This window comes from Streptomyces smyrnaeus, from assembly GCF_017676345.1.
Classification (GTDB): domain Bacteria; phylum Actinomycetota; class Actinomycetes; order Streptomycetales; family Streptomycetaceae; genus Streptomyces; species Streptomyces smyrnaeus.
On the sequence record NZ_JAFFZM010000003.1, the window covers coordinates 182,692 to 195,101 of the forward strand.

The 12,410-nt window shown below is 73.2% G+C and carries 13 protein-coding genes; 9 read left to right on the top strand and 4 right to left on the bottom strand.

Annotated elements, in window-relative coordinates:
* Positions 1-10: 10 nt before the first annotated feature.
* Positions 11-2,338, bottom strand: a complete 2,328-nt coding sequence (locus tag JW613_RS06915) for a TOMM precursor leader peptide-binding protein (RefSeq protein WP_209209810.1) — start codon at positions 2,336-2,338, stop codon at positions 11-13.
* 33 nt (positions 2,339-2,371) lie between these two features.
* Positions 2,372-2,728: a hypothetical protein gene (locus JW613_RS06920; RefSeq protein WP_209209811.1), complete on the bottom strand. Its 357-nt coding sequence runs from the start codon at positions 2,726-2,728 to the stop codon at positions 2,372-2,374.
* A gap of 355 nt (positions 2,729-3,083) precedes the next feature.
* Between JW613_RS06920 and JW613_RS06925 the strand changes: the two genes are divergently transcribed.
* The 3 genes from JW613_RS06925 (at position 3,084) to JW613_RS06935 (ending at position 5,779) form a co-directional block, all read left to right on the top strand.
* A complete protein-coding gene (locus JW613_RS06925; protein ID WP_209209812.1) occupies positions 3,084-3,941 on the top strand; it encodes an AfsR/SARP family transcriptional regulator in 858 nt (285 codons plus the stop codon).
* Between the two features lie 113 nt (positions 3,942-4,054).
* Positions 4,055-4,885, top strand: a complete 831-nt coding sequence (locus JW613_RS06930; RefSeq protein WP_209209813.1) for a thioesterase II family protein — start codon at positions 4,055-4,057, stop codon at positions 4,883-4,885.
* A gap of 39 nt (positions 4,886-4,924) precedes the next feature.
* Complete coding sequence (locus JW613_RS06935) at positions 4,925-5,779, top strand: AfsR/SARP family transcriptional regulator (protein WP_099879654.1); 855 nt, start codon at positions 4,925-4,927, stop codon at positions 5,777-5,779.
* On the opposite strand, the gene JW613_RS06940 is transcribed toward JW613_RS06935, so the two are convergent.
* Positions 5,736-6,962 carry a hypothetical protein gene (locus JW613_RS06940; protein ID WP_209209814.1) on the bottom strand — a complete coding sequence of 409 codons (1,227 nt, stop codon included), beginning with the start codon at positions 6,960-6,962 and terminating at the stop codon, positions 5,736-5,738. The two genes, JW613_RS06935 and JW613_RS06940, sit on opposite strands and share 44 nt — an antisense overlap.
* Positions 6,959-8,500, bottom strand: coding sequence for a DUF6002 family protein (locus JW613_RS06945; RefSeq protein ID WP_209209815.1), 1,542 nt, complete (start codon positions 8,498-8,500; stop codon positions 6,959-6,961). The genes JW613_RS06940 and JW613_RS06945 overlap by 4 nt, the downstream gene beginning before the upstream one ends.
* A gap of 222 nt (positions 8,501-8,722) precedes the next feature.
* Here JW613_RS06945 and JW613_RS06950 point away from each other — a divergent pair, with 222 nt between their 5' ends.
* The 6 genes from JW613_RS06950 (at position 8,723) to JW613_RS06975 (ending at position 12,406) form a co-directional block, all read left to right on the top strand.
* Complete coding sequence (locus JW613_RS06950) at positions 8,723-9,976, top strand: aldehyde dehydrogenase family protein (RefSeq protein WP_209209816.1); 1,254 nt, start codon at positions 8,723-8,725, stop codon at positions 9,974-9,976.
* A gap of 206 nt (positions 9,977-10,182) precedes the next feature.
* Complete coding sequence (locus JW613_RS06955) at positions 10,183-10,521, top strand: TcmI family type II polyketide cyclase (protein WP_099879646.1); 339 nt, start codon at positions 10,183-10,185, stop codon at positions 10,519-10,521.
* The gene (locus JW613_RS06960) at positions 10,518-10,787 is read left to right on the top strand and encodes an acyl carrier protein (protein WP_209209817.1); all 270 of its coding nucleotides are present in this window, start codon (positions 10,518-10,520) and stop codon (positions 10,785-10,787) included. The genes JW613_RS06955 and JW613_RS06960 overlap by 4 nt, the downstream gene beginning before the upstream one ends.
* Positions 10,784-11,560, top strand: a complete 777-nt coding sequence (locus JW613_RS06965) for an SDR family NAD(P)-dependent oxidoreductase (RefSeq protein ID WP_099879642.1) — start codon at positions 10,784-10,786, stop codon at positions 11,558-11,560. The genes JW613_RS06960 and JW613_RS06965 overlap by 4 nt, the downstream gene beginning before the upstream one ends.
* Positions 11,560-11,940 carry a SchA/CurD-like domain-containing protein gene (locus JW613_RS06970; RefSeq protein ID WP_209209818.1) on the top strand — a complete coding sequence of 127 codons (381 nt, stop codon included), beginning with the start codon at positions 11,560-11,562 and terminating at the stop codon, positions 11,938-11,940. The genes JW613_RS06965 and JW613_RS06970 overlap by 1 nt, the downstream gene beginning before the upstream one ends.
* Before the next feature lie 4 nt (positions 11,941-11,944).
* A complete protein-coding gene (locus JW613_RS06975) occupies positions 11,945-12,406 on the top strand; it encodes an anthrone oxygenase family protein (protein ID WP_209209819.1) in 462 nt (153 codons plus the stop codon).
* Positions 12,407-12,410 lie beyond the last annotated feature (4 nt).

The following is a 12,410-nucleotide window of genomic DNA, read 5'->3' on the forward strand; positions in this document are numbered from 1 at the left end:
CGACCATCGGCTAGACGAACACCGGGACGGGGTTGAGCCGGTCGTAGTCGACCGGCTCGGCACGGCGTCCGAGTCGGACCGGCACTTCGTAGAGCCTTCCGGGCGCGAATCGGGCCCAGAAGTGTCTGAGCCCCGGCACGACGACCTTCACGACCGGAATCCCCAGATCGGGCCGCGTCTGATCCAGCACCAGCATCTCCATACCGTGCCGGCGCAGCAGCGCCGTGGCGTCCGCCACGTCCTCGGCCAGATCCGCGCGGGGTGTGTAGGCGTAGTCGGCGGGCCCCAGTACGGCGGCCTCCGGGTCCGGTGCCAGATGGCACTGGTCGGCGAGCGTGTGCCGGGTACACCAGTCGCGGAAGACCGGATCCTGGAAGCTGAGCCGGGTGTCCAGCACGGCGGGCAGCATCTGCGTCATCTCCGTCAGGGCCCTGCGCAGTGCCAGCGCCGGGTCCAGATGGCAGCCGAAGCCGAAGACGATGTCCTCCCGGCCCACCCCGCCGTCAGCCGCACCGGTGCGCCGGGAGACCGCGCACATCACCGGGATGCCCAGGTCCGAGGTGAGGTCCAGAACCCAGAACTCGCGGTCGATCGCGGCGTAGGAGGCACGCATCCGGCAGATCCACTCCTCGCCGAACGACTCCGGGTCCACCCGCGGCTGCCGGGTGCGGTTGTACCACCACAGCGCCACCGCGTCGCGCTCCACCAGTTCGAGGAAGCCCTGGAGGATGGCGTCCTCCAGGCTGCTGCCCGCCGCGTTGCCGTTGGAGTCGGCGCGGGCGAAGACCGGGGCGCCGGTCTCCTGCGGGGCGGCGAAGTAGAGCATCGAGGTGGGCAGCAGCCGGTGCCGTTCTTCGGTCAGCGACCACACCGGTGTCCAGTCGACGACCGCCTGTTCGTCGAACGGGTCGCAGACGAACTGGAACGGCGAGTGCCGCGCGTTCCACTCCCGCCGCCGGGCGAACTGCCGCTCGTCGTACAGCTGGCAGGAGTTGGGGTGCACGGCGGCCTCGCCCAGTTCGGCGTACCGCCCCGGAATGCGGGCCTCGTCACCCTGGTAGGTGCCCGAGTACCGCTCCAGCGCCTCGCACAACGCCCCCACCTTGGCGTCGAGTTCCGTGACGCCCTTGCCCGCGCTGTGGCTGCGCAGCGCCGAACGCAGGGTGTGCAGCCCGTTGCCGTGCAGCGCCGGATTGCTGCCGGAGACGAACGCGTTGAGGCCGGTGGGGCAGCGCGGGTCACGCTGGAGCAGCCGTACGACACCGGTGACCTCTCCCACCAGATGCTCGTACCGCTCCAGCATCTGGCGGCTCGTGAGCGACCGGTGGCCGCCGCCGGTGGACACCTTCGGACGGGAGGTGAGCAGCACGGGCTGCCGGGAACGTGCGGCGACCAGCCCCGGATCGCCGCAGCCGTGGCACTGCGGCCGCCGCTCGACCGCGTGGTGGCGCCCCTCGCCGCGCAGGCTGTCGACGGTCCACACCGCCGACTGCCGCTCGTCACGGAACCCGCCCAGCCAGGTCGCCACCTGGAGCGCCAGCAGATGCAGAGCGCAGGCGCGGCTCGCGGGGATGTGGGCGCGCGGCGGAGTGACCGGCGCGGCCAGCCCCAGTGCCCGTCCCACATAGCTGTGCGCGCTCCTGTGGTGTCTGAGCCGGTGTGCGAGACAGTGCCAGCAGGCGCCCTCACCCGGCTGGAAGAACGGCCCGAGCCACGGCTCGACCCCGCCCGGCTTGGCCAGCAGCCAGGGCCGGCCGGTGCGCCGCTGGGCGGCGTCGATGTCGGCCAGCGCGGGCGCGAGATAGTCCTCGCACAGCACCACGGTGAGGGTGTGTTCTCCCTCCTCCTCCGGCTCGGCCAGCCCGATCCCGGCGGCGCGGAAGGCGTCCCGGGCGGCGCTTGGCTCCTCGCCGCCGACGGCCAGCAGCCGTACCCGCCCCGCGGACAGTCCGGCGTCGGCCTGCGTTCCATCGAGCCCGGCGGACTCCCAGAACGCCGCGGTGGCGTCCGAGGGGCCGAGCTGCAGCCCGGTGCCCCGCCCGACCTCCTGCCCGGCAGGCGGCCCGGCGGGCGGGGCGAAGCTGGCGACCAGGTTGGCCTGCGTCAACTGGCCCAGGATGCTGCCCAGCCTGCCGGGCGAGAGCAGCCCGCGTGTCTCCCGGGCGAGTGCGGCAAGGTCCCGGCTGCCGTCGAGCAGCGGCGCCAGCGCGGCCACCTCGGTTCCCTCGACCGCCGTGACACCCTGCTCGGAGACGAGATAGGTGGCATCGCCGGGTACGACGGCCGGCCGCAGGTTCTTACGGAATCCCAATCTGGGAAGTTCTGTCTTCGTCTCCATTCTGTCTCCCCCGCTCTGTGCCGAGTTCGTGCGTCAAAGGGCCGTTTCAGCCGGCGAGAGGGAGCGCGTGGGAAGCTCCGGCTCGGTCGGCAGCGCGAACGTCCAGCTGTCGCAGAGCGCGGCGTGTCCGACGGCGTCGCGCGGGTTGAGGCTGGTGATCGACACCTCGGCGCCGGGCCCGGTGGGCAGCGCCGGAATACGGGTCCGCTCGTCGGTGGGGATGCCGAACTCGGCCAGCACACTGCGCGGCTCGACCGCGTAGCGCACCGCGAGCGCCGGGTCCAGGCAGCACTGGGCGGTCAGTTCGGCGAAGCGCCAGTCGTGTTCGACAACGTCCGCGGCGCCGTGTGCACGGCTGACGGTGACCTTGGCGAGCGCGTGACCTGACATCGTGACGTCTCCCGTCTGGAGAGAGGAACCCATGGCCCCCCGTGGACTCATGGGGCGACGCTGTGTGGGGAGTGGCCCGATCGTGTGGGTCCGATGCGCACCAGCAGTGTGAGTGGGACCCCGGGCGAGGGCCAGTGGAGGCTTCACGACCCTCCATGTGAAAAACTCACGGCCCTCCCCGCCCGATCTTCGCGCCGAGATCGTGAGTTGCTCACTGTTGCGCGGCGGGGACGGCTGCGATTCTCCAGACCGTACGTGGTGGAAGGTCGGCGACAGATGTCGATGACACCGGCCGGCGACACCTTCGCCACCTTCAGCGACCTTTCAGCCGGAACCGCCAACGGGGAGGCCCCAGATGCGCATCAGGGTGCTGGGAACTCTGCACGCCGAGACGGCGGGCGTCTCGATCGCGCCGAGCGCGGCCAAGCCGCGGCAGATCCTGGCCCTGCTCGCTCTCCAGAGCCGGCACATCGTGCCGGTGTCCGACCTGATGGAGGAGGTCTGGGGCGCCGGGCCGCCGCGCAGCGCTCCGACCACGCTCCAGACCTACATCCTGCAACTGCGCCGCAGGCTGCGCGCCGCGCTCGGTGACCCCGGGCCGCTGCCCGGGACCGGCACCGCGCCCCGCGACCCGTACGCGCCCAGCGACAAGGACATCCTGGCCACCCGGCACGGCGGCTACCAGCTCGAGATCGCCGACAGTGACGTCGACGCGCTGGAGTTCGCACAGCTGACCCGCACCGGGCACGCCGCCTACGAGGCGGGCGACATGGCCAAGTCCTCGCGACTGCTGGAGGCGGCGCTGGCACTGTGGCGCGGGCCCGCGCTCGCCGACCTCCCGCACGGCAGGCACCTGTCCATCGAGGCCACCCGGCTGGAGGAGAGCAGGCTGGGCGCGTTGGAGCGGCGCATCGACGCCGACCTGCACATGGGACGGCACCGCGAGGTGCTGGGCGAACTGTGCGCACTGCGCGGCCGCTATCCGCTCTACGAGAACCTGCACGCGCTGCTGATGGTCGCCTTCCACCAGGACGGCCGCTCCTCGGACGCGCTGATCGCCTTCCGGCGGCTGCGCGGCACTCTCGTGGAGGAGTTGGGCCTGGAGCCCTCGCCCCGGATCGACCGCCTCCACCAGGCCATTCTCCGGGGCGAGGACGCCTTGGACGCCTGGCGCGGTACGGGATCGGGCGAGGCCGCCGGCCTCGCGGGGTGATGCGCCCGCCCCGGGCCCGGTCCACCCCGCTTCGAGCTGTCGTCCAGTGCCGGTCGTGAGGATCTGGCCCTTGACGACCGGCCCCGTCACGGGGACGGGGGAAGGGGGGAGGGATGAACGCGTATCTCGCGGCACCTCCCGGAAGACGGCCGACGGACGCCCCGCCCGCGGGAGAGGCGCCCGCCGGTGCCGGACTGCGGCTGTTCTGCTTCCACCACGCGGGCGCCGGCGCGCTCACCTTCGCGCGCTGGCGCCGCGGATTCGACCCCGCCGTGTGCGTACTGCCCATCCGGCTCCCCGGCCGGGAGACCCGGCTGCGTGAGCCCCGCATCACCGACGGGCGCCTGCTGCTGGACGAACTCGACGCGCAGCTGGGCCCGCTGCTGGAGCAGCCCTACGCGCTGTACGGGCACAGCCTGGGCGCCCTGGTCGCCTACCGCTTCGCCCAGCGGGTGCGGCGCGCGGGCCGCCCGGCGCCGGTGCTGGTCGGGTTGGGCGCCTGCCCGCCACCGCACCTGCCGACGCCGCTGACCGACCAGTGCGAGATGCCCGACGCGGCACTGCTGGCCGCACTCGACCGCTACGGCACACTGCCCGGGTACCTGTTCGAGCGCCCCCACTGGTTGCGCACCCTGCTGTCCACCATGCGCGACGATCTGCGCCTCGCCGCCAGTCTGCGCGCGGTCGGCGGCGCGGCGGAGGCGGAACAGGACGCGCCGCTCGACTGCCCCGTGCACGCCTTCGCCGGCACCCGGGACGAGGCGGCCCCGCCCGCCGCGGTCGCCGAGTGGCGCCGCTGGGCGAGCGGCCCGTTCGCCCTGCACCGCGTGCCCGGCGGCCACTTCTTCGTCCGCGACACCGCGCTCCTGGAACTGCTGGCGGCCCAACTGCGCCGCACCGCTCGCCCGGAGCGCGCCTCGCACCTGTCCGAGACATCCATGTAGTCCTACACAGCGCACCAACGCACCCGAAAGGAGCGAGAGATGGACATCAGCGTGCTGGGACCCTGCAGGGTCGTCCAATCGGGGGTCTCCGTCGTTCCGACCGCGGTCAAACCGAGAAAGGTGCTGGCCCTGCTGGCCCTCTATCCGGACCAAGTGGTCTCCGTCGCCTCCCTGGTGGAGGAGTTGTGGGGGGAGGCCCCGCCGCGCAGCGTCCAGACCACACTGCAGACCTACGTACTGCAACTGCGCAACCTCATCGCCGCGGCGCTGGGCGACCGGCTCCCGGCCGACCTGCCGAACGGCGCCAAGAGCGTGCTGATCACCGAGTCCGGCGGCTATCTGCTCGACACCCAGGGTGGAATGGTCGACGCCCTGGAGTTCGAGCGGCTCTCCGGCGCCGGGCACCGGGCACTGGAAGCGGGCGACTTCGTGGGGGCCTCCGCGTCCTTCCGCCGGGCGCTGGAGCTGTGGCGCGGTCCCGCACTGGTGGATGTGCAGTGCGGCCCGCTGCTGGAGATCGAGGCGACCCGGCTGGAGGAGTCGCGGCTGGGCATTCTCAACCAGCGCATCGAGGTGGACCTCACCCTGGGCCGGCACCACGAACTGGTCGGCGAACTGTCCGGGCTGGCCGCCCAGCACCCGCTGCACGAGGGCATCCAGGCGCAGCTGATGCTCGCTCTCTACCGCTCGGGCAGACGCGGCAACGCGCTGGAGGTCTACCAGCGGCTGCGCGGCGTCCTCTCCCGGGAACTGGGCCTGGACCCCTCACCCGATCTGCAGCGACTCCAGTGCGCCGTGCTCGACTCGGCGGTCGAGCTGGAGTTGAGCGGTGCCGCCCGGGAGGCGGCCTTCAGCGGCAGCGGGGGGCCGCTGAGGGCGCTGCGCGGCGGCTGAGTCCCTGGCGGGCCAGCACGGCGTCGGCCGGGAGGGAGCCGCCGGCCGGCGTCAGATACCGCACCCGGCAGCCGCCCGGCCGTCCGGCGAACAGCACAGGGCTGAGCACCGGCGCGGCCGGTACCGTCCAGGTGCCCGTACCGTCGCCCATCCGGAGCGGGTACGGCGCCGGGCGTATGTGCTCCTGCACCACGCTGTCCCCCTGACCGAAGGCCCGCCGCACCGCTGCCGCCCAGGTGCTCTCGTCGGTCCGGTGACCCACGAGCACCGGCCCGGCACCGGCGACCGCCGGTTTGAGCACGAACCGTTCGCGCTCCGTCAGCAGCAGTCCGGGCAGCTCCCGTTCGCCGTCGTGCCACCGGGTACGGCCCGCCAGGGTGATCCTGGTCCACGGCAGTCCGCGTTCCACCAGGGCACGCTCGCCCCGCGTCATCCAGGGCAGCCCCTCGGAGACCAGGGCCAGCGCCCGTTTGTCGGCCAGCAGCCCGCTGCTCAGCGGCGGCAGCAGCAACATCCCGGCGCGCTGCGTGTCCCGTAGGGGGCCGAGGTCCGTGCCGGTGGCTCGCCGTGTGCTGCCCAGCAGGCCCAGCGCGTAGCGCAGTCCGCCCGGGCGGCCGAGCGCGCCCGGCAGGTCGGTGGGGGCCAGGAGATCGGCTGCGAAGCCGTGCTCGGTCAGGTCGTGCACGTCCTGCGGGTGGAAGCCCGGCCCGATCAGGGCCACGGTGCGCGGCAGCCCCCGGTGTGCGCACACCTCGGCGAGCGCCTCCGCGCGCACGGCCCGCGGGTCGTGGCCGAAGAGCGGCCCGTCCTGCGGCCGGGTGTGCGTGTGCAGCCGGGCGGAGGTGAGCATCCCGGTCCTCCGCGCGCTGCCGAGCGCTCCGTCGGGGTCCAGGCCCACAAGCCGCGGCCCTGTCTCGTCGACCAGGAAGTCGGCGCCGGCCAGCAGGGCGCAGTGCTCGGTCTCCGCGGCCTCCAGGCCCGAGTGGGGCGGATGGTCGGCGGGGTCGGCACCCAGCGCGACCAGTCGCTCCGGCCAGGTCGGGGCCAGTGCCAGCACGGCTCGGCGCACCAGTGCCAGCAAGGCGGCCGTGGTGTCGAAGAGTTCGTCGTAGCGGCTGCGCGGCAGCACGAACGGCCCGGTGGGCAGCGGGCGGGTGCCGGGCCGGTGCGAGGCCGCCGTCATGACCGCCGCCCCAGCGGGGCGAGCGCCCGGGTGAGGACGGCGTGCAGCTCGTCGACGGAGTCCGCGTACCGTGCCGACGCCGGCGGTACGGGGGCGCGTTCGTCCCTGCCGTACGAGCCGGTGCCGTGCACCACCACCTCCGGCTCGGTGACCAGGCCCCGGTCGATCGCGTTCAGGACGCCGGTCATGGCCATCACCAGCGACCACTCGCCCAGCCGCGCCGGATCGGCGGGGAGTTCGACACCCGCCGGGCGGAGCATGGCGCGTACGGACGGATAGCGGGCCAGGCACTCGTAGCGCGAGACGACGATCCCGTCGCCCCCGTGGGTGCGCACGAGCATGCTCACTTCCCGTGCGGTGTCCGGAGCGCGGGTGAAGAAGATGGGGTCCAGGACCTCCTGCGGGTGGTGGGCCGTGTGCGGGAAGTGCGGATCGAGCCCGTCGGCGGGCTGCCGGTGGACGCCGCGTGCCCGGTCGTGGACGTACGGCGGTACGCCTTCGTGGGAGAACGAGCCGGTCAGCAGGTGGAGCACCAGGGCGGGGGTGCGCAGGTGCTGTACCAGCAGATAGCGCGGTGCCGCGCTCCCGGGTGCGTCCTGCGGCTTGGCAAGCGTGCTGCCCAGCCGGTGCCCCAGCAGACCCGATCCGGTGGCGACCGCCTGGGCGTGCAGCCGGCCCCGCACGTCGGCGGCGCCGAGCGCGTCGTGTTCCACGAATGCCCGCAGCGCGTCGGCGACCCGGTGGTCGACCGGGTCGCGTACGTGCCACAGGTCGGTGCCGGTCGCGGTGCGCAGGCTGTGTGCGCGCTCCCGGCAGTAGGCGGCGGCCAACTCGTGCACCGCGCCCGGCTCCGATCCGTGGTAGACGACCAAGGGGTTGCGGCGGCGCAATTGAGGGTGCCGGGCCAGCGGCGAGTCGGCCACCTTGTGGCGGGAACAGGCGGGCACCAGGGCGACCACGCGGATCTGGTCGGGGCGGGCCAGCCCGCACCGTTGGGCGCGCAGCACCGCCTCGCGCAGCGTCGTCGCCGTGTTGCCGGACGAGGGAGCCAGCAGCGTGATCCGCCGGCCGGTGCGGCGCACATGCTGCACGGCACGCGCGACGACCAGCAGCGCCCCGGCCGGCTGCGCCGGGTGCGCCCGGGGGTCGCCGCGCAGGTCGAGCAGGTGCAGCCGGGTGCCGCGGTGGTCCGGCAGCCGCGTGACGCGGGCGGTCGCGGCGGACAGCAGGTCGCGCAGCGGCCCGTCCAGGGTGGGGAGTTCGCCGTCCGGGGTGAAGACGGCGGCATCCCCCGGGGGAGCGGGTGAGGGGGCGGCCGTGCGCTCGTGCAGGGCGCGCACCAGAGCGCGGACGGTCTCCCAGTGCTCGGTCAGCGGTCGCACCGTGGGCGCCGTCCGGTCACGGGACACGGTCGCCCACTGCCCGACCCCTGCCCCTGCCCCCGCCTCGGCCCCCGCCTCGGCTCCGGCCGTGGCGGGGCCCGCGTGGGTGGGAAGGCCGGTGGGTGCGTCGCGGCCGGTGTGCGCGGTGAGAGTCATGGACGTCCCCCTCCTGGTCCGGTCGGCCCGCTGTCCGGGCCGCCCTCTCGACACCCCGTCCTCGTCCCCTTACGCTGAAATCACCGTCACGAGATGACATGCACGACATCGGTGATTCCTCGGAAATGCGGCGGTGAGCCGCAGGGAAAGGTAATCCGGCGGGGTCGAGCGCCGGTTGAAGCCGGTCGGACCCGACCCCACCCGCGCCCGAGGAGTCGTCATATGACCCAGCCCTCCATGCCCGTGCTGGAATCCCTCACCCGCACGTGGCCGGACATCGAGGCGGCGCACGAGAGGGCCACGGGCGCCGGTGCCGCGCTGCTGCACGGCCGCACCGAACTGCTGGCGGCGCTCACCCGGCTCGCCACCTACGCCAGCGCCCGCGACGAACTGCTGCGCTCACTGCGCGCGGTCGCCGGCGCTCCCTGGGAGCTCGCCCGCACCGGGGTGCCGCAGTTGTCCCGGCTCTCGGTCGTGCTTCCGCAGCACACCGCTCTCTACTCCTACGTCCGCCACTGCCTGGTGCCCGCCCTCTACTGCGACGAGGTCGTCGTACGCCCCACGCCCCGCATCCGCGAGACGGCGTACGAGGTGCACCGGACCGTCAGCCGCGGGCTCGACCCCGAACTGGCCGCGCGCATCCGGTTCACCGACGCCGCCCAGCGCGACTTCACCCCGGTGTGCGCCGAGTCCGACGCCGTCGTCTTCACCGGCTCCGCCGAGACCGGCAGACAGCTGATGACCGAGACCGGGGACGGCCCGCTCTTCCTCCACTTCGGGTACGGGCCCAACCCGCTGATCGTCGGACCGCGCGCCGAACCGGCCGCCGCCTGCCGTGCCGTACTGCGTGCCCGGCTGCACAACTCCGGGCAGGACCGGCTGTGCCCCGATGTGCTGTTCGTCCACCGGCTGCGGCTCGACGCGCTGGTCGAGCAGTTGCGCGCCGAGCTGTCCGTGCTGACGGTGGGCGCCCGCCGCTGGCCCGACGCCGTACTGACCGCGCTCACCTACGGGGAGGCCGTCGAAGGCGCCGCCCGCTTCCTGGCCGAGCACGCCGACCGGGTGGTGGCCGGCGGCGGCGCCGACCCCGAACGGATGCAGGTCGAACCCTCCCTCCTCGTCTTCGACGAGGACCCCGACTTCCACCCGCCCCAGCTGGCCGGGCCGCTGTTCTGCGTCGTCCCCTACGAGGACCCGGAACTGCTGCGCGCCTGGGCGCGGCACCCCCTGGAGCTGGAGCGCGGCATGTACGCGGCCGTACTCGGCGAGCCCCGGCTGACCGGCCGGACCCTCGGCACGGCCGTCGTGCTGCGGGACGCCACCCCCTTCGACATCGAGGACGGCAACCAGCCCTTCGGCGGCTACGGGGTGCGGGCCGCCGGAGTACGGCGGGAGGGCCGGCTCATCGGCCGACCGCTGCTGCTGTCGCACGAGGCCGCGCAGCGCCGCACAGTGATCACGGGGCCGCTGCGGTAGCCGTCCGGGGGGCCTGCCCGACGTCCGCAGGCCGCGGTCCTCCCCGGCCTCCGGCCGGGAGGTGCCCCGGTGGCTGGTCGCGCAGTTCCCCGCGCCCCTTCGGGGCACGGATCGAGCGGGGCTGTAGAGGCCGGTGGCACGCTGCCCGGCAGGCCCGCCGACCGACCGGGGCGGGCTGCTCCACACCTTCCCGAAGGAGGCCGACGGTGGCACACCGGACGCTCATAGTGGCGCGGATGGAGCCGGGCAAGGCCGACTCCATCGCGCAGATCTTCGAGGAGTCGGACGCGACCGAGCTGCCCCACATGGTGGGGGTGGCGCGGCGGACGCTCTTCACCTTCCACGACCTGTACTTCCACCTCGTCGAGGCGGACGAGGACATCACCCCCAATCTCTACCGTGCCCGCAGCCACCCCCTCTACGACGACATCAACACCCGCCTCGCGCAGTGCGTGTCGCCCTACGACCCGAACTGGCAGGAGCCCAAGGACGCGATGGCGAACCCGTTCTACGTATGGACGAAGGACTCAGGGAGGACCCGGTGAGCGAGTTCACCCAGCGCGAGCTGGCCGAGAAGCTGCTGGAGTGCGCGGGCGAGGCCGAGTACGCGGACGGCTGCGACATCGCCGACGAGGCGGCCTTGGACGTGCCGTTCCTCGAACTCGGCTACGATTCGCTCGCCCTGCTCCAGGTGACCGGTGTCATCAAGCGCGAGTACGGCGTCGAACTGTCCGACGACGCCGTGGTGGAGGCGGAGACGCCCCGGCTGCTGCTCAAGATGATCAATGCCAACCTGCCCGATGCGGTATGAGCGCCGCCGGCCCGGAGACCGGTGTGCTGCCCGCGCCGGGACTCGCCGGCAAGCGCGTCCTGGTCACGGGCGGCACCCGGGGCATCGGCCGTACCACGGTCCTGGCCTTCGCCCAGGCGGGTGCCCGGCTCGTCGTCGCCCACCGCACGGCCGGTGACGACGCGCGCACCCTGACCGAGGCGCTGGCGGCGACCGGCGCCGAACACCACCTGGTGCGCGCCGATGTCACCGCCTCGCAGGACGCCGCCCGGCTCGCCGAGGAGTGCGGGGCGCACCTGGGCGGCCTGGACGTGCTCGTCAACAACGTCGGTGTCGACGGGCACAGCAAGTTCGCCGACCTGGACGAGACCGAATGGCACCGGCTGATGGACTCCAACGTCACCTCCGCCTATCTGGTCACCCGTGCCGTCCACGAACTGCTCGCGGACGGCGCCTCGATCGTCAACGTCGGCGCCTCGGTCGCGCTGCGGGGGCGTGCGCTGGGCACCCACTACTCCGCCTCCAAGGCGGCACTCGTCGGCTTCGGCCGGGCGCTGTGCAAGGAGGTCGGCAGCCGGGGCATCCGCGTCAACACCGTCGCGCCCGGCGTCACGGCGACCGACGACGAGCCGGGCGCGGGGTTGCCGCCGCAGCTCGTCGAGCGCCTGGCGGGAATGACGGCGCTGGGCCGGCTGGGCACCGCGGCGGACGTGGCCGGCGCGGTCCTCTACCTCGCGGGCGACACCTCCCGCTACATCACCGGCGCCACGCTCACCGTAGATGGAGGAATCTGATGCCTTACGCGGCGATCACCTATCGGGTCAAGCCCGGTCACGAGGAGGAGATCGCGGAGATCTTCGCCAACTTCAAGCGCGTCGACACCCCCGACCTGCCCGGCGATGACGGCCGGGCCGCCGGACGGCTGCTGGGCACCGGCGTGTTCATCAAGGACGACGTGATGGTGCGCGTCATCCACTACGAGGGCGACTTCGCGGCCGTCGGCAAGCACATGGCCCAGCAGAAGGGCGTCCACCTGCTGGAGGAGAAGCTCCAGCCCTACCTCGCGGAGCAGCGCGACACCGCCTCCCCCCAGGCGTTCGCCGCCTACTTCCGCGACGCCACCATGCGGTCCATCGCTCAGCTGACCGTGGACACGCACCCGGCCGGGAGCTGAACCGATGGGGGTGGACGCTGTCCTCGGGGTGGCCGTTCTCCTCGGCAGCGGCGTCACGGCGGGGGTCCTCTTCGCCGTGGCGCTCAGCGTGCTGCCCGCGCTGTTCGCGATGGAGACGGGAACCTATGTGCACGCGCACAAGCTGCTGGGACGCAATTGGGACCCGACCATGCCCGTCGTCGTACTGACCTCCACGGTGCTGGCCGCCGCCCTCGCCTTCGTCGCCGACGACGCCTCGGCCCGGGTGCTGTTCGCCGTCGCAGCGGTGTTGTCGCTGGGCGTCTCCGCCGTCTCCCACCTGGCCAACGTTCCCATAAACCGGCGGGTCAAGGCGGTGACCGACCCCACCGCGCTGCCCCACGACTGGGAGGACCCCCGCCCCCTGTGGCGCCGCTGGCACCTGCTGCGGACCGCGCTGTCCCTCGTCGCCCTGGTGCTGAACGCCGCAGCGGTGGCGGTGCTGTGACCCG